This window comes from Natrinema sp. CRL1, assembly GCF_059162405.1.
Genome location: NZ_JBLVOY010000001.1, coordinates 1 through 17,604 on the forward strand (window position 1 = coordinate 1; position 17,604 = coordinate 17,604).

Sequence of the window (17,604 nt, forward strand, 5' to 3'; positions counted from 1 at the left end):
GAGGAACTACGAATGGGTGCCACTCGTGTACCAGCTGTCCGGAAGGGCACGTGCTGGGCAGCGACGCACCACGGGGTAAGAGCTGAACGCATCTAAGCTCGAAACCCACCTGAAAAAGAGATACCACCGAGGCCACTCGTAGAAGACGAGATCGATAGACTCGGGATGTACGCACCAAGGCAACGAGGTGTTGAGTCCGCGAGCACTAATCGGCCAAGCCACACACTCATACACTACATCGCATTGGATCCGTGACGCGCGAACGGGTCCGGACGCAAACTGGACTACACGTATACTACGGTCTTGGACACACCACCGACACCGATATTGGTATCACAACGGTTCGAATCCGTTGATCGGCATTACGGCGGCCACAGCGGCGGGGTTCCTCCCGTACCCATCCCGAACACGGAAGATAAGCCCGCCTGCGTTACGGTCAGTACTGGAGTGGGCGACCCTCTGGGAAATCCGTTTCGCCGCCACCACTCATATCGACCAATCCGGTCGAATTGCGATCCCGATAGTGGTCTGACGGCGGTTCGATTCCGCCGATCGGTATTACAGCGGCCACAGTGGCGAGGTTCCTCCCGTACCCATCCCGAACACGGAAGATAAGCTCGCCTACGTTACGGTCAGTACTGGAGTGGGCGACCCTCTGGAAAATCCGTTTCGCCGCTTCATTCATACTTTCAACCCGCACAGTAGCTACTGTGCGGGTTTTTCGTATTTGTTTCTCACAGCGCTATCTCTACTCGAGTCTGAAAGAGAGTAGAAAAGCGAAGTACCGCAGTTGGCTGGCTTAGACGAGCTCGATGATGTTGCCGTTCGAGGTGACGTGGAGATCACGTCCGAGTTTGTATCCTCGGTTGGACGCTAGATCGACGTATCCCGAAAAGCCACTCATGTTCTGGTGGGCCGGGATGATGTTCTCGGGCTGGAGCGCGTCGAGCATCTCGTAGTGGCCCTCCTGACAAAGGTGGCCGGAGACGTGGATGTCGTCGTAGATGCGTGCGCCCTGCATGCGAAGTAGCTTTTCGGCCTGGTAGCGCTGGCCTTCGTTAGTTGGCTCCGGAATGACTCGTGCCGAGAAGACGACCTTGTCACCTTCCTCCAGTTCGTAGGGTGTCTCGCCGCGGCCCATTCGTGTGAGGGTTGCACGGGGTTCTCCCTGATGACCGGTGACGACGGGGAGGAAATTCTCTTTCCCCTCGTTCATAATACGCTCGAACGTCTGCTCGATGGACTGTCGATAGCCGACCATCTCGACGTCGGAGGGGAAGTCGATCCCAATCTGTTTTGCGGTCCCGGAGTAGGTCTCCATCGAGCGGCCGAGGAGGATCGGCTGGCGGCCGATGTCGCGAGCGAACTCGATCAGCGATTTCACGCGGGCGATATGACTCGAGAAGGTGGTTGCGACGATGCCGCCCTCGTAGTCTTCCATGCTGTAGAGGGCGTCGCGGAGGTGTTCGCGGGCGACGTTCTCGGAGGGGGTGCGCCCTTTCTTGTTCGCGTTGGTACAGTCTTCGATGTAACAGAGGACACCCTTACCTTCGCGGCCGATCTCGCGGAACCGCTCCATGTCGATCGGGTCGCCGATAACGGGCGTGTGGTCCATCCGCTTGTCGAGGCCGTAGACGATGGCACCTTCGGGCGTGTGGAGGACGGGATTGATCGCTTGGACGATCGAGTGGGTGACGTTGACGAACTCGAGGTCGACGACGCCGCTATCGCCGATCGACATGGTTTCGCCGGCTTCCATTTCGACGAGATCGTTGTCAGTGTTGAACTTTCCTTCCTCTTCGAGTTCGCCTTTGACCAGTTCGAGCGTAAACGGCGTCGCAACGATCGGTGCGTCGTATCGGTGTGCGAGTTTGCTGATCGCACCGATGTGATCGAGGTGGCCGTGGGTCGGCACGATGGCCTTCACGTCGCCCTCGAGGTCGCTCATGATCCGGTCGTCGGGGATGGCACCCATGTCGATCAGGTCGAGACTGTGCATCCCTTCGGTTCGGATATTGTCGTGAATGAGTACTTTCGACAGGTTCAGACCCATGTCGAAGATCACGATGTCGTCGCCAGCGCGGACAGCCGTCATCTGTCGGCCGACTTCCTCGTAACCGCCAATTGTCGCAATTTCTATTTCCATTGGTAGGGCCGATCATAGCTGTCCTGCGGACAGTCTCGTGGCCGGATGGCCGCGGGAGCAGAAACGTCCTGCACGTGAGCGAATCCTCGGTCACGTCCTTAGCGTTGAACGTTCCGTCCAGACTGCGCCAAGGACAGCGCCTATTTCGGTTAGTAGAACAACCGCTCTCCCGACGTAAGTAGTTCTGGGTTTTGGAGAAAGAAACCAGGCGACGCAAGCGACGATCGGATCGGGAAGCCGGTCGATCGCGGAGTGTTACGGCACGAGTTCGACCCACAGCGGCGAGGCGCGTTTCGACACGCGATCCGGGCGCTGGTCGTCGACGACTGCAGAATCGAGGTCGCAATCGAACCTCGGGAGAGAGTCCTTTCGGTCGTCACTCCAGTGACCGTTCGAACCGATGGCTTCTGCGAGAGACGCCCCGGTCGCTGCCGCTGTGGCTGTCACACCGCAGGGCTGGATAATATTTCGAGTAGAGCGGCTTCGAGAGAGCCGTCGCTCTGGTGTCCCGGCTGTGACGCGGTGGGGACGGTATCGCAGGACGGGTCGGGCGGTTAGTCCTCGATGTACTGCTGTTCCCATTCGCGGCGCTCCTCGATGGTCTGCTGGCCGCGATCACTGATCTCGTAGTAATTAGTTCGCCGATCGAGCTGGCCTTTCTCGACGAGGTCTTTGTTAACGAGTGTATCGAGATTGGGATACAACCGCCCGTGATTGATCTCACTGTTGTAATATGTCTCGACTTCGTCTTTTACGTCTTGGCCCGACGGTTGATCGGCTCCTGCGATCACGTACAGAAGGTCGCGTTGAAACCCTGTCAAATCGTCCATTTTGTACTCAGGTGGACGGACGGGAACCCGACTATTTGTTATCGATTTCGTATCAACTGTTTCCAGTACGTTCAGCGAAGCTAACAAAGTCATTCGTGGTACTGTCTGTCGTTTCGTCTGATAACCAGAGCCTACAGTCGGCAGTTCGTCCCCGCTTGCACAGGACTCGAGAACCCGACGAGTAGCATTGAGACTACGGGCGAGCTATCCATCCTGTCTCGGGAGGGACAGCCGCCGCTAGTCAAGTAGTGCGCTGAAGAATGGTAGTTGAAGTGTGAAACCCGTTACCGAACGTAAAAAGCCGTATTACAGGCGGGTGACGTTGGTGGCGCGGGGGCCCTTGGGGGCCTGTTCAATATCGAATTCGATCTCTGTGCCTTCTTCGAGGTCCGGACCGCCAACGTCTTCCATGTGGAAGAAAACGTCATCGTCTGCGTCGTCCGTCTCAATGAAACCGTAGCCGCCTGTGTCGTTGAAGAAATCAACGTTTCCTTTCGCCATTGCAATTCAATCGAGGCCCGGGATACGTATAACAGTTGTGTTACGAACTGCCTGTCGAAACAAACACAATTCCAATTTGAATTCGACGATCGGCCGTCGATGCTCTGTGAAATCGCGGAATCAGTTTTGAACGTTCTCCGAGAAGTCTCAGCGAGAAACCGGCCGTAGATCGTTCGCACTTGGTGTGCAGTCGCTTCGATGCTGTCGTTGCTTTGCCCCTTCCTACGAGAGCCGCCACATACGGGTTCAGCTCCGTGTTTCTCTTCGCCCCTAATCGACTGTTCGTCCAGAAGGGGCAACGAGGGAACCTTGATCGTCGTTCTCGAGCCGTGGTACCTCGGAACACGACCGTTCGGGCATACTCGAGTCAGGGTATACCCATCGTCTAATAATCGCCGAATAGCACCGCTTACGTGGATCCGATTGATACGCGGCTGTATGAGTCAGACTGGGAACCACGGTGGGCCGACGATCGCGCAGGTCGCGCTGATCGGCCTCTTCGTCACGGCGCTCGTGACGGCACAGTTGACCGCCTCGAAGATTCTCGCGTTCGAACTGCCGTTCGCGCTCCCGGTTACGGGCGCGCAACTCGCGTTGCCCGGTGCGGCGCTCGCGTATGCACTGACATTTCTCGCGAGCGACTGCTACACGGAGTTGTACGGCCGGCGAGCGGCTCAGATCGTCGTCAACGTCGGATTCGTCCTGAACTTCGTCGTCCTCGCGCTGGTCTGGTCGACGATCGCCGCACCTGCGTCCCCCTCGAGCGTCGATCCCGCGGCGTTCGAGACGGCCCTGGGCGCGTCCACGAATGTCGTCCTCGGAAGCCTGTTAGCGTATATCGTCAGCCAGAACTGGGACGTGCTCGTCTTCCATCGCATTCGATCTTACACCGGGTCCGAGAAGCTTTGGCTCCGGAACATCGCGTCGACGGCGAGCAGCCAGGCGATCGATACCGTTATCTTCGTCTCGGTCGCGTTCGCGGTCGCGCCCGCGGTCCTCGGCGTCGGTACCGTTCCCCCAATGAACATCATCCTCTCGCTGATGGTTGGCCAGTACGTGCTGAAACTCGCGATCGCTCTTTTGGATACGCCGGTCGTCTATGCGATCGTCTCGCTCGTGCGCTCGCACGAGGGAGTGACCGCGGACGACGCTCACGCAGCCTGAGTTTCGCGTTCCGAACGACCTGCGTTACCGACTCGAGCAGGCCACGGTCCGAACGGGGAGCGTTTAGTAGCCCGCTCGAGAGGGTGAGATATGGACGAACGCGTACGCGAACACGCCGACGTGCTGGTCGACTGGAGCGCCCGCATCGAGGCGGGCGACGATGTCGTGCTCTCGGTGGGGCCGGACGCCCACGAGCTGGCGGTGGCTGTCGCCGAGAAACTCGGGGAGCGGGGCGCGAACCTGCTCGCGACCTACGGCTCTGGCGAGATCACGCGGGCCTATCTCAGGGCCCACGACGGCGACTTCGACGAGAATCCGGCCCACGAACTCGCGCTAGTCGAACACGCAGACGTCTACCTCTCGCTCGGCGGCGGCCGGAACACGAGCGCGACGGCCGACGTTCCCGGTGATCGACGGCGGGCCTACAACAGAGCCAGAAGCGAGATCCGCGAAACCCGGCTGGGGACCCGGTGGGTGTCGACGGTCCATCCGACGCGGTCGCTCGCCCAGCAAGCCAACATGGCCTACGAGGAGTACCAAGACTTCGCCTACAACGCTATCCTACGAGACTGGGAGGCGCTGGCCGACGAGATGGCACAGTTGAAAGGCCTGCTCGATGTGGGCTGCGAGGTACGGCTCGTCTCGAGGGAGACTGACCTCACGATGCAGATAGAGGGCCGGACGGCGGTCAACAGCGCCGCGTCGGTCGCCTACGACTCGCACAACCTGCCGAGCGGCGAGGTCTTCACTGCGCCCTACGCGACCGAGGGGGAGGTGACCTTCGACGTGCCGATGACGCTGCGGGGTGAGTCAGTCCGGAACGTCCGCCTCGAATTCGAGGACGGCGAGGTCGTCGACTACGACGCCGAGCAGGGTGCGGACGTGATCGGCGATATCCTCGAGACGGATGCCGGTGCGCGTCGGCTCGGCGAACTCGGAATCGGTATGAATCGCGGTATCGACCGCTACACGGACAACATCCTCTTCGACGAGAAGATGGGCGATACCGTCCATCTGGCACTCGGCCGGGCTTACGACGCCTGCCTGCCCGACGGCGAGTCCGGCAACGAGTCGGACGTCCACGTCGATCTGATTACCGACGTCAGCGCGGACTCCCAGCTCGAGATAGACGGTGAGATCGTCCAGCGCAACGGGCGGTTCCGCTGGGAGAACAGCTTCGAAGGATAGCAACGGCGACAAACGGTGTGAGTCGACGGTTTTTCATCGACATTTTTGCGCGACGGGTTGCCGCTGCAACCCGAGCGGAAAAAATTCGGTGTCGGTCGTCCATCGCAACGGGGCCTTCCGGTTCGAGGACGATGGGATTTGAGTCACGCAGGTGCGCGGTCTCGCAGGCCAGTCGCGTCGTACCCTTTCTTGACGACCGACGAATCGTCGATTTGGTCGGCACACGTGACGGATCGATTCGATGTCACGGGGAAGACAGCACCGCCGCTCGAGCACCGGTAAGAACCGCTTACACCCCGCCGAAGGCATCCCCGAACTGGGGAAGCAATCGCATACTAATACAGATGGGGCGACATATCTCGAGTACCGCCGAACCGGTGGCGGTCAGTAACCGGTTGGGACTCCCCGTCCCGAGGAACCGTCCTCAGTTGTCTGCCCGCCCTGCCGGAGGCGGAGCGCGCCGTCGGTCGTCCGGCGTTGCGGTCTCGCTCTCCCGGTCGAGACCGCCCGCCGTCGCACGACGGAATATCCGGCGGTCACCGTTTTCGTCACGCTCTCGAGTCTTGAGCCCCAACCACGGGTATGCGCGATCGGCTCCGGGCGGGCGTCGCCATCTTCAACGACGGCCACTATCACGCCGCCCACGACGCTTGGGAGAACCGCTGGCTCGAACTCGAGGCCGGTAGCGACGACGAGCGCCTGCTCCACGGCCTCATCCAGTACAGCGGCGCGGTGTTTCACGCTCGGGAACGCAACTGGGAGGGAGCCGTCGGGCTCGCTGAGAGCGCCGGCGAGTATCTCGCGGCCCTGCCCGCCGATTACCGCGACCTTCGACTCGAGCCCGTGCGGTCGTTTCTCGCCCGGCTTGCGGCCGATCCCGAGGTCGTCGAGCGCCGGCCGCCGGTTCGCATCGAACATGAGGGCACCGTTCCGACGCTGACAGCGCTCGCGTTCGAACCGACCGCGATCGCGGCGGTCGTCCTCGCCGAGGAGTTTGGATACGACGAGGAGCCCATCGAGCGGGCTCGCACGTACGCTCGGCGGGACCTCGAGGACGGTGCGGACGACAGCAAGTTCATCACGCTGTTGTTCGATTTCGTCCGCGAGGACGACCATCGCGGGATCATCTTCCAGCGCCTCTCCGACCACGTCGGCAGACGCCGCGCTCGCGAGGAGGACGTGAAAGGGTTGTTCTAACCCCTCGCTGCGAGAGCCGTGCTCACTCGTGGCCCGCCACCGGCAGCGGCTCGTAGGGCTCCTCGAGATATTCCATATCCGAGTCGGAGAGGTCGATCTCGAGCGCCTCGACGGCGTCCTCCAAGTGTTCGACGCTCGTGGTGCCGACGATCGGGGCGTCGACCCAGTCCTTGTGGAGCAGCCACGCGAGGGAAATCTGGCCTATCGAGACGCCCTTCTCGTCGGCGAGTTCCTGTATCCGCTCGTTGATCGCCTCGCCGCCGCCCTGGAGATAGGACATCTGCTCGAGGTACTGGTCGGTCTGGCCCCGCGTCGTCGACTCGATCTCCTCGTGGGGGCGGGTCGCGACGCCGCGGGCCAGCGGCGACCACGGGATGACGCCGATGTCTTCGTTCTCACACAGCGGTAACATCTCGCGTTCTTCCTCGCGGTAGAGGACGTTGTAGTGGTTCTGCATCGTCGCGAACCGCTCGAGTGAGAGGGCGTCGCTGGTGTGTATGGCCTCGGCGAACTGGTGGGCCCACATCGAGGAGGTGCCGACGTACCGTACCTGTCCGCGCCGGACCGCGTCGTCGAGGGCGCGCAGCGTCTCCTCGATCGGCGTGTCGTAATCCCAGCGGTGGGTCTGATAGAGATCGATCGTGTCCATGCCCAGCCGATCGAGGCTCGCTGCGAGTTCCTGCTCGATCGCCTTGCGCGAGAGCCCGCTCGCGTTCGGGTTGTCGGGGTCCATCTCGCCGAAGACCTTCGTCGCGACGACCTGCGAGTCGCGGTCATAGCCCGCGAGGGCGTCGCCGAGAATCTCCTCGGACTCGCCCGTTGAGTAGACGTTGGCCGTATCGAAGAAGTTGATTCCGAGATCGATCGCGCGCTCGATGAGTTCCTCGCTTTCCTCGGGCTCGAGCATCCACTCTCGACCGGTCCCAAAGCTCATACAGCCAAGACAGATGCGGCTGACTGTCATGCCCGTCGAACCGAGGGTCGTGTACTCCATGGGGCCAGTTGCGACGGCCGGCGACAAAACGTCGTGGCTCGTCCAAGTCGGTTGCCGGCTTTGGGAAAAACGCGCCGGGATCGGTCCCGCTGCGTCTGCTGGCGTCAGTCGTGGTTCGCGGAGTTGTCCTGCGGATCGTAGTCCAACACGTCGCGAGCCCGCTCGAGCGAGTAATATTTCCGGTCGTTGTCGGAGATTCCGTAGACGATCTCGTAGCCGTAGTCGGCCCGGATGCAGCGGTCGAAGAGGTGTGCGCAGTCGCGGTAGGAGAGCCACATCGCCTGCCCGCGCTCGTAGTCGATCGGCGGGTGGCCTTCGGTGAGGTTCCCGATGCGAACGCAGACGACCGAGAGGTCGTATTCGTCGTGGTAGTAGCGCCCGAGCGATTCGCCGGCGGCCTTCGAGACGCCATAGAGGTTGCTCGGGCGGGGGAGTTCGGTGCCGTCGAGCAGATACTCGTCGTGCTCGCGGTACATCTCGGGCGTGCGCTCGTCGGTCTCGTAGTTGCCGACGGCGTGGTTCGACGAGGCGAAGGCGACCTTCTCGACGCCCGCGTCGACGGCGGCCTCGAAGACCGTCTGTGCGCCGTCGATGTTGTTGGTCAGTACGCTGTCCCACGGCGCTTCCGGGCGCGGGTCGCCCGCGAGGTGGATCACGACGTCGATTCCCTCCATCGCTTCGCGGACGGCCTCGTCGTCCGTGATGTCCGCGACGACGAACTTGCCCGGGTGGTCGCCCGTCGGCGGATCGCGATCCAATAACCGCCACTCGTGGTCGTCCGCGAGGCCGCCGAGGATGGCCTCTCCGACCCGCCCCGCAGCCCCCGTGAGCAGGACTGACTGTGCCATTCGTTCGGTGTGAGGGAAAGCGCCGATAAGTACCATGCGGTTCCGCGTCGGTGCGGTCGGTGGTGGCACGCGCCTCCCAGCCGTGCCAACGAATCGGAGACATCACAACCCCCTTCCCGCCCGCCCGCGAGCACTCGCATATGCCTCCGGACACGACACCCACCGACGCCGAAGCCGCCTGCTTCGAGGCCGGCATCAAGTTCGGCACGCTCTACCACCAGTTCGCCGGCGCGCCGATCTCGCCCGACAGCGCCGCCAGCCTCGCGACGGCGATGGAGGAATCGATCGAGAACCAGCCCCACTGTACCGAGGTGACCGTCGACGTTCGTCTCGAGGCACTCGAGGCCGAACTCGAAGAATCGACCGCCGACTACACCGAACTCACGGGCCGGTTCCTCGAGGTCGAGATCGTCGTCGACTACGAGGGCTGTGAGGTCCTCACCCACATGGAAATGGAGGACGGCTATCCGCTGATGCGACTCGAGTCGGTTCGAGACGGCTAAAGCGAAGACGATTCGGCGGGGGCGCTATCGGTCGCTCGAGCTGGTAACGGCGGCGAGTCCTTGGGAGTGCTCGCCATCGGCTTTTCAGTCGGGTCCGCATAACGCGGTCGATGGGACCGGAACTCTCGATCGACGACGAGTGGAACAGCCTCTACATCGACGGCGAGTGGACGCCCTCGGACGGCGACGGGGAGATCGCCGTCGAGGATCCGTCGACGCGCGAGGCGGTCGCACGCGTACCCGCGGCCGTCGAGTCCGATGTCGACGCCGCCTACGAGGCCGCCGCGGCAGCACAGGCTGAATGGGAAAACGCGCCGCCGGCCGAGCGGGAACGAGTCGCGCAGGCGTTTGCGCGGGCGATTCAGGAGTATAAAGACGAGATTATCGAGCTACTAGCCGCCGAGGCGGGCGGCTCGCGGATTCTGGGCGAGACCTCGGTCAGCATCACGACCGATCAGGCCAACGAGGCCGCGACCTTCCCCCGTCGGCTGAAAGGCGAGCAGGCCGACTCCAATATCCCCGGCAAGGAGAACTTCGTCCGCCGGGAGCCACAGGGCGTGGTCACGGTCATCTCGCCGTGGAACTTCCCGCTCAATCTCTCCGGACGGGCGATCGCGCCGGCTATCGCGACCGGGAACGCGGTCGTCGTCAAACCGGCCTCGAACACGCCGATCACGGGCGGGCTCCTGATGGCGAAGCTCTACGAGGAGGCGGGCCTGCCCGACGGCCTGCTCAACGTCGTTCCCGGCCACGGCTCAGACATCGGCGACGCGGTCGTCGAACACCCCGAAAGCGACGTGGTCGCCTTTACCGGCTCCACGCCTGTCGGCCGCGGTGTCGCCGCGAAAGCCGGCGAGAACCTCTCCGTGACGGCGATGGAACTCGGGGGGAACAACGCCCACATCGTCACCGCCGACGCCGATCTCGAGGCGGCGGTCGACGCGGGAACGTTCGGCTCGTTCGTCCATCAGGGACAGGTTTGTATCTCCATCAACCGCCACCTCGTCCACGAGGACATCTACGACGAGTACGTTGCTTCCCTCGCTGACCGCGCGGCCTCGCTCCCAGTCGGCAGCGCCCACGACGAGGACACGGTCGTCGGCCCCATCATCGACGAGGGCCAGCGCGACGAAATGCTCGAGTACGTCGAGGAGACCGTCGACGCCGGAGCGACCCTCGAGACCGGCGGCGAGACGGTCGGTGTCGAGGGTGTGGACGACTCACTGGTCGTCGCGCCGACGGTGCTTTCGGACGTGACCAACGACATGTCCGCCGCGTGCAACGAGCACTTCGGCCCGATCGCGCCGGTCGTTCCGTTCTCCGATATCGAGGAGGCGATCGAACTCCACGACGATACCGAGTACGGCCTCTCCGGGTCGGTCCACGCGGGCGATGTCGGAACCGGGATGCAGATCGCCGAACGGCTCGACACCGGCATGGTTCACGTCAACGACCAACCGATCAACGACGAGGCCCACGTGCCCTTCAGCGGCACGAAAGCGTCGGGATCCGGCGGCTACAACAGCACGGAAATCCTCGATCGGGTCACCGAGAAGAAGTGGATCTCGGTCCAACACGAGCCGCGGGAGTACCCCTTCTGATCTCGACCGACGACCGGTCCGCGGCCACACCGTGCGATGACCTTCCTTTCGAAATCCCGCCGTCGTTCGCCCGATATCGATCCGCTTCCGACCGATTTCACTTTCACTTTCGGGCTACCTTTTAACCTCGGTGCCCGCAAAGACGGTGACATGAGCCAAGCCACGCTCGGCGACGACGAGGAACTGTTCGGGGAAGCGGCCAACGAGATGCGCGAGGACGTCGAATCCTCGCTCGCGGACGCGTGGGCGGCACTGCCCGCTGCCGACGACGTCTGGGAGACCGACGCCGACAACGTCCTTGGCGTCCTCAACGGACTCAACTCGGCGCTCGAGGCCGGCGACGCCGAAGACGACCTCCGTGACGCCAAAAAGTGGTTCACCATGGGCCAGCGCGCCGACGCCTTCGACGACGCCGAGGACCTCGAGGAGGAAATCGCGGACCTCGAGGAGGCCATCGAAGACATCGCCGAGGCGGGCGAACAGGTCGGCGAACTCACGTCGACGATTCCGGCGCTGCGCGGCACGCTCCAGAACGCGGGTCCCGCGGATGCGGACGAAGACGAGGAGGAGGCCGACGATGCCGCGGACGAGGAAGCGGACGCCGACGGGGATGCGGAGACAGCAGAAGACGAAGAGTAACTCGCTTCAAGCGGGCCATCGCGTTCAGCGGGTACTTCAGTCCGCGGCTTATCGGTGCTCGGGCCGCGAAACGTCGCGCTCGGCGACCGCCTCGAGGAGCCGAGCCAGCGTCTCTGTCGCCAACTCGAGCAGTTCCTCACCCCGTTCTTTGCTGCCCTCACTCGGATCGCCGACGACGCCGTTTTCCGTAAACTCCGCCGCGTCGTAGGCCAGATTGACGTAGCTCGTCCAGTCACCCCAACCGTCGGCAGCGCCGGCTCGAGCCTCGTCGATCCGTTCTTCGGCGATCAGTTCCGCCTCGATGTGGCGCAGGAGTGCCGTCTCGAGCGGCCCGCCGTGGCCCATGTCGGCGGTGTGTTCGCCGACCCCCTCGAACCACGTGAAGGGGACGACGTAGGCGTCGCCCGCCCGCGTGAGTCGGCCGCCGACTTCCCGGAGTGCGTCGACGTTCCCGCCGTGGCCGTTGACAAGGACGACTCGGTCGAACCCGTGGTGTGCGAGGCTCGAGACGGCCTCGGCGACGTAATCCCGGAAGGTGTCTTCGGAGACCCACATCGTTCCGGGAAACTGGCGGTGTTCCGCTGCGATGCCAACTGGAATCGCCGGCGCGCGTACAACCTCGCGGTCGACCCGCTCGACGCCGGCGTCGGCGACCGCTTCTGCGGTCAGCACGTCGGTTCCGAGTGGCGCGTGGGGACCGTGCTGTTCCGTGCTCCCGACGGGGACGACCGCGAGGTCCGTCTCGAGGTCCCGCACGTCCGTCCACGTCGCCGTTGTGAGATCCATGACGGAGTATGTCGTCCGTGCAGCCATGAAACCCGCGGTGGCCGAGACTCGCGGTCTCGGGTACCGTCAGTGTGCCCTGCAGGTTCTTGCCCGTCCGTTATGTCCGGCGTCGTCGAAGTCGGGTCGTATGTACCGCGGTGCAACCGTTCTCGAGGCGATTCACGACCGCGTTCCAGCGTGGGCCGGAGCCATCGCTGCAGCGGTAACACAGCTCGGTGATGGCTGGTTTCTCCTCGTGCTCGGGATCGGCGCGTCGTGGGCAGTCGCATGGCAGCGGGCAACGGGAGCGCCGGCGTCGCTCGAGTGCGACCGACCTGTGCGGCGACCGGACGGCCCGTGGATCGTCGCCGTCATCGTCGGCGGGCTGGCGGTGATGACCGCCCTGAAACACCGCTTTGCGCTCCCGCGTCCGGACTTCGCGACGCCCGACCCGGCAGTGCTTTCCTCGTCAACCCAGTCGCGCTACGCGTCGATCGCGAGTGCCGACGGCTACGGCTTTCCGAGCGGTCACGCGGTCGGCGCGACCGTCACCTACGGCCTGTTCGCGCTGGTACTCGAGGCCGGGACGCGCCGACTCCGACTCGCGGCCGCCGCGGTGATCGTCGCCGCGGTCTGTCTCACCCGGCTGGTCCTCGGCGTCCACTACCCGCTCGATGTCGTCGCGGGAGTCGCCGTCGGCGGCTGCTACCTCGCCGCGGCGTGGCGGCTGCTTGAGCACTCGCCGGTCGATCGGACGCTCACCGCGTTCGCGCTCGCGCTGGGGCTGGCCGTCGTAGCGATGGTCACCAGCGGACGCGCGGACAGCGCGGTCGAGTACGCCGCGTTCGCGGCCGGGGGACTCGCGTGCTGGCTCGCCGACACGACGCTAACGGCGGTCGAGCCGCTCCCCCTCGAGCAGTCTCCGAGAGAGCCCCCGGCGAGGGCGCTGGCAACCGCCTTCGTCCCGCTGGCTGCCGTCGGCAGCGTCGGTGCCCTCAGCGGCCGCCCGAAACTGGTCGCGTCGGCTGCGCTCCTCGGACTCCTGTCGGTGCTGCCGGCGGTGGTCGTCCCGCGACGGACGGCCGTCGAGACGATGACGCGCTGCTGAACCGTACCACGGCGAACGCAGGCCCAACCCGTTTGCGACTTCCTCTCGTCAGTTTACGTATGCCAGACGACAGTCGCGAACTCGGCGTCGAACTCGGAGATCTCCAGGAGAAACTCGAGTCCGAAGAGTACCCGATCGGCCACGAGGAACTCCTCGAGGAACACGGCGACGAAACGATCGAGATGAGCGGCAACACGACGACCCTCGAGGACCTCATCGGCCCGCTCGGCGAAGACGAGTATCGGGACTACGAGGAGGTCGAGGGGGCGATCATGAACATGGTCGGCGACGAAGCGATCGGGCGGAAGAACTACAGCGACCGCACGCCGCCCGCCACGGGCGAAGACCGACAGGACGAGGGCGCACCGGATCAGGGCGGGCAGGAAGAGCAGGAATCGTTCTAAGCACGGTCCCGCTCACCCGAGGAGTGCGAACAGCACTGAGCCAACCCCAACGGCGATTGCCGGCGTCGCGGCCGTTTCGACCGAGACGTCGTGTGTCTCGGCGATACCGTATGCGAGGATATACACGCTCCAGACCGTCACGAGAGCCAGAATCAGAAGCCGGAACGAGGACATCGTTAGCTCTGCTTGCATTGCTTCGAATTCGGTTACGAGCGGCGCCGGATCGGAGCCGTCGAACGAGAGTTGCTGGATGTATCGACATTGATAGAAGAACGACGGCAGGAACGCGGCGACGTTGGGAGCGTAGGCCCAACCGGCGACGGTGAGCGCATCGGCAAACGACCCCGCTGTCCGTGACCCGCCGCTTCCGTAGTGAACGATCGCGGCAACGATCACTCACCCGATGACGAGGAAGATCACACCGACGACGAGAATGCTGGACGTGATCGACATCACTTCTCGTCTGAACTCCGGATCGAGGTTTTCGACCTGATCGAAAAGGAGGATGATCCCGATGTAGGTTCCCGCGAGTTGGAGCACCAAGTGGAGAGCAAATACGACGGCCCCTCGGATCAGCTCGGTTCCCGATTCGAAATACTCCGATGGATCGACCAACGGTGTTCTCGCCGACATGGCCAAACATCTAAAAATCTGAATAATAATTATTTCGATGACTTTCCGCGGACTAAAGAACCAAGGCCGTCGTTCAGTCGTCGTCGCCGGCGTCGACTTCGGTTCGAGCCTGTCGGCGCTGAGCGCGCTCGATGAATTCCTCCGGAAGCTCGTCGATTTCGCCGGCTTGGACCCCCCAGAGGTGGGAGTAGAGGCCACCATTTGCGAGCAGTTCCTCGTGCGTTCCCCGCTCGACGATCTCGCCGCCCTCGAGGACGAGCACCTGATCGGCGTCCTTGATCGTCGAGAGTCGGTGGGCGATGGCGAAGGTGGTCCGGTCTTCCGCGAGGTCGTCGATCGAGCGCTGGATGAGCATTTCCGTCTCGGTGTCGACGTCGCTCGTCGCCTCGTCCAAGACGAGGATGTCGGGGTCTTTGAGGATCGCGCGGGCGATGGAGATCCGCTGGCGCTGGCCGCCCGAGAGCTTGACGCCGCGTTCGCCGACCTCGGTGTCGTATCCCTCGGGGAGGTTCTCGATGAACTCGTGGGCCTCGGCCATCTTCGCTGCCTCTACCACGTCTTCGCGGTCGGCACCGAAGGTGCCGTATTTGATGTTCTCCTCGACGCTGCCATAAAAGAGGAAGGTGTCCTGGCTCACGTAGCCCAGCGACTCGCGCAGACTCCGCAGCGTTACGTCCTGGACGTTCTGTCCGTCGACGCGGATCTCGCCCGCATTGATGTCGTACATCCGCAAGAGGAGTTTCAGGACCGTTGACTTGCCGGCACCGGTCGGGCCGACCAGTGCGAGCGTCTCCCCGCCGTCGACGGTGAAGTCGATGTCCTCGAGGATTCGCTCGTCGGTGTCGTAGCCGAAGGAGACGTCATCGTACTCGACGCAGCCCTCGGAGACCTCGAGGTCGGGAGCGTCAGGTTCCTCGCCGACCCGGTTGGGTTCGTCCATCAGCCCGAAGATTCGAGCGCTCGAGGCGCGGGCGCGCTGGTACATGTTGATGATCTGCCCGAACTGGGCCATGGGCCAGATGAAGCGCTGCGTGTAGAGGATGAAGACGACGAACATCCCGTTGCTCAGAGTGCCCGAGAACGGACCCGGCGGGCCCGAGATCACCCAGAGACCGCCCACGAGAAAGGTGATGACGAAGCCGATCCCCGCGAGCACGCGCAGGCCGGGGAAGAACTTGATCCGGGTGCGGATCGCACCCCAATTCGCGTCGAAGTACTGCTGTGAGACGTCCTCGACGCGATCCGACTCGTAGGACTCGGTCGTACTGGACTTGATGACCTGAATCCCGCCGAGGTTGTTCTCGAGCCGGGAGTTGACTTTCCCGACGGTCGAGCGCACCTGTGCGTACTTGGGCTGGATGGTCTGGATAAAGAGATAGGTGAAGACGGCGATCAGCGGCACCGGCAGGAGCGCCACGAGCGCCAACTGCCAGTTGATCGCGAGCAGCAGGCCACCGATACCGAGCACCATCACGAGCAGCCGAAAGAGGGAGTTCATCCCGTCGTTTAAGAATTTCTCGAGGCGGTTGACGTCGTTCGAGAGGATCGACATCATCTCGCCGGTCTGTTTGTCGGCGAAAAAGCCCATGTCCAGCCGTTGCATCTCGTCGTAGGTGTCGGTCCGGATGTCGTGCTGGACGTTCTGTGCGAACGTGTTAAAGCCCCAGTTGCGGGTCCAGTGGAAGATCGCCGAGAGAAAGAACGCCCCCGCGATGATCCCGATCGTCAGCCAGAACTGTGCTAGTCGCCCCTCGGGAACGTAAGGGGCGACGAGCCCGCCGCCGACCGGGAACGCTTCGACGTAGGGAATCTCCTGCCGGATCACGGCGTCGAGTGCGACCCCCAGCATGAGCGCCGGCAGCAGATCCAGCACCCGGGCGAAGATGCTCGCGATAACGCCGACGACCGCGGCACCCTTGTAGTTCGTTCCGTACTCGAGAAACAGTCGCTTCATCGGATTCTCGATCTCCTCGCGCTGCTCTTCGAACGGATCGTCCTCGTCCCAGTCGGCGCCACTCATTGTCCGCGTTTCGGGGACCGCCAGCAATAAGGATTACCTACGAATCGAAATACGCCGCCGCAGCGACCGCCGTTGGCGCGGTCGCGTCGCGATCAACCGCCGCGGCAACCCGGTCGAGCGGCTCGGATTCGGCGTCGGTGATGATCGTCCGATTCGACTCGAGGTCGATTTCGACCTCGTCGCCGACTTCGATGCCCGTCTCGTTCGCGTAGCCGCGTGGCACCTCGAGGACGTACTGGCCGCGGCCGGAGTACTCGAGATCGTTTCCGTCCTCGCCGGGACCGGGCGCGCGGGCGTGGTGAATCGTCGTGATCTCGCCGTCCGCGTCGATGAAGATGATGTCGATATCGAAGTCCATCTCGCGCATCACGTAGGTCAGGTCGGACTCGTCGCCGTGGATGAACAACATCCCATTACCTGACTCGAGGGAGTCGTGATCGCTCAAACCGGTGTAGCGTTCCTGCTGGTCGTCCGCAATTTCGACGTCGACGACGGCCTTGGGTTCGCGGTCGTCGTCACCGGATTCGTCGGCAGTTCCGTTGTTCGCTTCCGCGGTCGATTCACCGTCTTCGTCGTCGAAGACGCGGACCTCTCCGCTATCAGGCCCCCACGGGGCCGAAACCACACCCGCCTGAACGAGGACCACGCCGACGATGGAGAGGGCGGCGACCACGAGCAGCCCTTTCCATACGTACTCGAGTGCCATGAACGATACCTGCACCGCGAGAGAGTAAAGGTTATTCGGACGGGCACACTCGTTGCGGATGCGGGCTCGTGGTCTAGCTGGTCATGACGCGGCCTTTACAAGGCCGAGGTCGGTGGTTCGAACCCGCCCGAGCCCACTTCCTGCTGCGAGCAAGTTCGCGAGCAGCAGGTCCGTGGAACGAGGGCGGTTCGAACCCGCCCGAACTACCCTTTCTGGATGGCCACCGTGAGCGGCGCGTTCACCTCGAGTCCGATCTGAACCAAAGACCGAGAGCGGGTCCACCGTGATCGCAGTTCGCGTCGCTTTGAGTCCGAAATTACCCGCCAGCCACGACTCCTTGACATCCTCCTTGGTCCC

18 protein-coding genes, 1 tRNA gene and 3 rRNA genes are annotated in these 17,604 nt (G+C 63.3%); 12 read left to right on the forward strand and 10 right to left on the reverse strand.

Going from position 1 to position 17,604, the window contains the following annotated elements; all coding sequences use genetic code 11:
• From ACJYUO_RS00005 to rrf (ACJYUO_RS00015), 3 genes are all read left to right on the forward strand, one after another.
• Positions 1–229 (forward strand): 23S ribosomal RNA (locus tag ACJYUO_RS00005); the annotation flags it as partial.
• Between the two features lie 134 nt (positions 230–363).
• Positions 364–485, forward strand: a 5S ribosomal RNA gene (gene rrf, locus ACJYUO_RS00010).
• Positions 486–559: 74 nt separating this feature from the next.
• Positions 560–681 (forward strand): 5S ribosomal RNA (gene rrf / locus ACJYUO_RS00015).
• Between the two features lie 118 nt (positions 682–799).
• Here rrf (ACJYUO_RS00015) and ACJYUO_RS00020 read toward each other — a convergent pair.
• The 3 genes from ACJYUO_RS00020 to ACJYUO_RS00030 all read right to left on the reverse strand — a co-directional run bounded on the left by ACJYUO_RS00020 (position 800) and on the right by ACJYUO_RS00030 (position 3,477).
• A complete protein-coding gene (locus ACJYUO_RS00020) occupies positions 800–2,146 on the reverse strand; it encodes an RNase J family beta-CASP ribonuclease (RefSeq protein WP_494343377.1) in 1,347 nt (448 codons plus the stop codon).
• A gap of 554 nt (positions 2,147–2,700) precedes the next feature.
• Complete coding sequence (locus ACJYUO_RS00025) at positions 2,701–2,976, reverse strand: PadR family transcriptional regulator (RefSeq protein ID WP_006429019.1); 276 nt, start codon at positions 2,974–2,976, stop codon at positions 2,701–2,703.
• Between the two features lie 306 nt (positions 2,977–3,282).
• A complete protein-coding gene (locus ACJYUO_RS00030; RefSeq protein ID WP_006182670.1) occupies positions 3,283–3,477 on the reverse strand; it encodes a cold-shock protein in 195 nt (64 codons plus the stop codon).
• Between the two features lie 438 nt (positions 3,478–3,915).
• Here ACJYUO_RS00030 and ACJYUO_RS00035 point away from each other — a divergent pair, with 438 nt between their 5' ends.
• The 3 genes from ACJYUO_RS00035 (at position 3,916) to ACJYUO_RS00045 (ending at position 7,026) form a co-directional block, all read left to right on the forward strand.
• Positions 3,916–4,641, forward strand: a complete 726-nt coding sequence (locus tag ACJYUO_RS00035) for a queuosine precursor transporter (RefSeq protein ID WP_494343378.1) — start codon at positions 3,916–3,918, stop codon at positions 4,639–4,641.
• Positions 4,642–4,731: 90 nt separating this feature from the next.
• Positions 4,732–5,829: an aminopeptidase gene (locus tag ACJYUO_RS00040; RefSeq protein WP_494343379.1), complete on the forward strand. Its 1,098-nt coding sequence runs from the start codon at positions 4,732–4,734 to the stop codon at positions 5,827–5,829.
• A 582-nt stretch (positions 5,830–6,411) separates the two neighbouring features.
• Entirely contained in the window at positions 6,412–7,026 is a 615-nt protein-coding gene (locus tag ACJYUO_RS00045; RefSeq protein WP_494343380.1) for a DUF309 domain-containing protein, read from the forward strand.
• Positions 7,027–7,048: 22 nt separating this feature from the next.
• On the opposite strand, the gene ACJYUO_RS00050 is transcribed toward ACJYUO_RS00045, so the two are convergent.
• Together ACJYUO_RS00050 and azf are read right to left on the reverse strand one after the other, a co-directional pair.
• Positions 7,049–8,020, reverse strand: a complete 972-nt coding sequence (locus ACJYUO_RS00050; protein ID WP_494343381.1) for an aldo/keto reductase — start codon at positions 8,018–8,020, stop codon at positions 7,049–7,051.
• A gap of 104 nt (positions 8,021–8,124) precedes the next feature.
• The gene (azf, locus tag ACJYUO_RS00055; RefSeq protein WP_494343382.1) at positions 8,125–8,868 is read right to left on the reverse strand and encodes an NAD-dependent glucose-6-phosphate dehydrogenase Azf; all 744 of its coding nucleotides are present in this window, start codon (positions 8,866–8,868) and stop codon (positions 8,125–8,127) included.
• 140 nt (positions 8,869–9,008) lie between these two features.
• Between azf and ACJYUO_RS00060 the strand changes: the two genes are divergently transcribed.
• The 3 genes from ACJYUO_RS00060 (at position 9,009) to ACJYUO_RS00070 (ending at position 11,611) form a co-directional block, all read left to right on the forward strand.
• Entirely contained in the window at positions 9,009–9,371 is a 363-nt protein-coding gene (locus tag ACJYUO_RS00060) for a dihydroneopterin aldolase family protein (RefSeq protein WP_494343383.1), read from the forward strand.
• Positions 9,372–9,481: 110 nt separating this feature from the next.
• Entirely contained in the window at positions 9,482–10,972 is a 1,491-nt protein-coding gene (locus ACJYUO_RS00065) for an aldehyde dehydrogenase family protein (RefSeq protein WP_494343384.1), read from the forward strand.
• 150 nt (positions 10,973–11,122) lie between these two features.
• Positions 11,123–11,611, forward strand: a complete 489-nt coding sequence (locus tag ACJYUO_RS00070) for a DUF5790 family protein (RefSeq protein WP_494343385.1) — start codon at positions 11,123–11,125, stop codon at positions 11,609–11,611.
• Positions 11,612–11,659: 48 nt separating this feature from the next.
• Here ACJYUO_RS00070 and ACJYUO_RS00075 read toward each other — a convergent pair whose 3' ends face one another.
• Positions 11,660–12,397, reverse strand: coding sequence for a creatininase family protein (locus ACJYUO_RS00075; protein ID WP_494343386.1), 738 nt, complete (start codon positions 12,395–12,397; stop codon positions 11,660–11,662).
• Between the two features lie 127 nt (positions 12,398–12,524).
• Here ACJYUO_RS00075 and ACJYUO_RS00080 point away from each other — a divergent pair, with 127 nt between their 5' ends.
• A complete protein-coding gene (locus tag ACJYUO_RS00080; RefSeq protein WP_494343387.1) occupies positions 12,525–13,484 on the forward strand; it encodes a phosphatase PAP2 family protein in 960 nt (319 codons plus the stop codon).
• A gap of 59 nt (positions 13,485–13,543) precedes the next feature.
• Positions 13,544–13,888 carry a DUF5789 family protein gene (locus ACJYUO_RS00085; protein ID WP_494343388.1) on the forward strand — a complete coding sequence of 115 codons (345 nt, stop codon included), beginning with the start codon at positions 13,544–13,546 and terminating at the stop codon, positions 13,886–13,888.
• A 12-nt stretch (positions 13,889–13,900) separates the two neighbouring features.
• On the opposite strand, the gene ACJYUO_RS00090 is transcribed toward ACJYUO_RS00085, so the two are convergent.
• The 4 genes from ACJYUO_RS00090 to ACJYUO_RS00105 form a co-directional block, all read right to left on the reverse strand.
• Positions 13,901–14,284, reverse strand: a complete 384-nt coding sequence (locus tag ACJYUO_RS00090) for a YIP1 family protein (protein WP_494343389.1) — start codon at positions 14,282–14,284, stop codon at positions 13,901–13,903.
• Entirely contained in the window at positions 14,285–14,521 is a 237-nt protein-coding gene (locus ACJYUO_RS00095; RefSeq protein ID WP_494343390.1) for a hypothetical protein, read from the reverse strand. It lies immediately after the preceding gene.
• A 73-nt stretch (positions 14,522–14,594) separates the two neighbouring features.
• On the reverse strand, positions 14,595–16,541 hold the full coding sequence (locus ACJYUO_RS00100; RefSeq protein ID WP_494343391.1) for an ABC transporter ATP-binding protein: 1,947 nt from the start codon (positions 16,539–16,541) through the stop codon (positions 14,595–14,597).
• Positions 16,542–16,578: 37 nt separating this feature from the next.
• On the reverse strand, positions 16,579–17,247 hold the full coding sequence (locus ACJYUO_RS00105) for a DUF192 domain-containing protein (protein WP_494343392.1): 669 nt from the start codon (positions 17,245–17,247) through the stop codon (positions 16,579–16,581).
• 62 nt (positions 17,248–17,309) lie between these two features.
• Between ACJYUO_RS00105 and ACJYUO_RS00110 the strand changes: the two genes are divergently transcribed.
• Positions 17,310–17,383: transfer RNA gene (locus tag ACJYUO_RS00110), tRNA-Val, on the forward strand.
• Positions 17,384–17,604 lie beyond the last annotated feature (221 nt).

Bases quoted from the DNA above. Each gene is read 5' to 3' on its own strand.
- ACJYUO_RS00020 (WP_494343377.1), bottom strand. From the start codon at position 2,146: ATGGAAATAGAAATTGCGACAATTGGCGGTTACGAGGAAGTCGGCCGA.
- ACJYUO_RS00025 (WP_006429019.1), bottom strand. From the start codon at position 2,976: ATGGACGATTTGACAGGGTTTCAACGCGACCTTCTGTACGTGATCGCA.
- ACJYUO_RS00030 (WP_006182670.1), bottom strand. From the start codon at position 3,477: ATGGCGAAAGGAAACGTTGATTTCTTCAACGACACAGGCGGCTACGGT.
- ACJYUO_RS00035 (WP_494343378.1), top strand. From the start codon at position 3,916: ATGAGTCAGACTGGGAACCACGGTGGGCCGACGATCGCGCAGGTCGCG.
- ACJYUO_RS00040 (WP_494343379.1), top strand. From the start codon at position 4,732: ATGGACGAACGCGTACGCGAACACGCCGACGTGCTGGTCGACTGGAGC.
- ACJYUO_RS00045 (WP_494343380.1), top strand. From the start codon at position 6,412: ATGCGCGATCGGCTCCGGGCGGGCGTCGCCATCTTCAACGACGGCCAC.
- ACJYUO_RS00050 (WP_494343381.1), bottom strand. From the start codon at position 8,020: ATGGAGTACACGACCCTCGGTTCGACGGGCATGACAGTCAGCCGCATC.
- azf (WP_494343382.1), bottom strand. From the start codon at position 8,868: ATGGCACAGTCAGTCCTGCTCACGGGGGCTGCGGGGCGGGTCGGAGAG.
- ACJYUO_RS00060 (WP_494343383.1), top strand. From the start codon at position 9,009: ATGCCTCCGGACACGACACCCACCGACGCCGAAGCCGCCTGCTTCGAG.
- ACJYUO_RS00065 (WP_494343384.1), top strand. From the start codon at position 9,482: ATGGGACCGGAACTCTCGATCGACGACGAGTGGAACAGCCTCTACATC.
- ACJYUO_RS00070 (WP_494343385.1), top strand. From the start codon at position 11,123: ATGAGCCAAGCCACGCTCGGCGACGACGAGGAACTGTTCGGGGAAGCG.
- ACJYUO_RS00075 (WP_494343386.1), bottom strand. From the start codon at position 12,397: ATGGATCTCACAACGGCGACGTGGACGGACGTGCGGGACCTCGAGACG.
- ACJYUO_RS00080 (WP_494343387.1), top strand. From the start codon at position 12,525: ATGTACCGCGGTGCAACCGTTCTCGAGGCGATTCACGACCGCGTTCCA.
- ACJYUO_RS00085 (WP_494343388.1), top strand. From the start codon at position 13,544: ATGCCAGACGACAGTCGCGAACTCGGCGTCGAACTCGGAGATCTCCAG.
- ACJYUO_RS00095 (WP_494343390.1), bottom strand. From the start codon at position 14,521: ATGTCGGCGAGAACACCGTTGGTCGATCCATCGGAGTATTTCGAATCG.
- ACJYUO_RS00100 (WP_494343391.1), bottom strand. From the start codon at position 16,541: ATGAGTGGCGCCGACTGGGACGAGGACGATCCGTTCGAAGAGCAGCGC.
- ACJYUO_RS00105 (WP_494343392.1), bottom strand. From the start codon at position 17,247: ATGGCACTCGAGTACGTATGGAAAGGGCTGCTCGTGGTCGCCGCCCTC.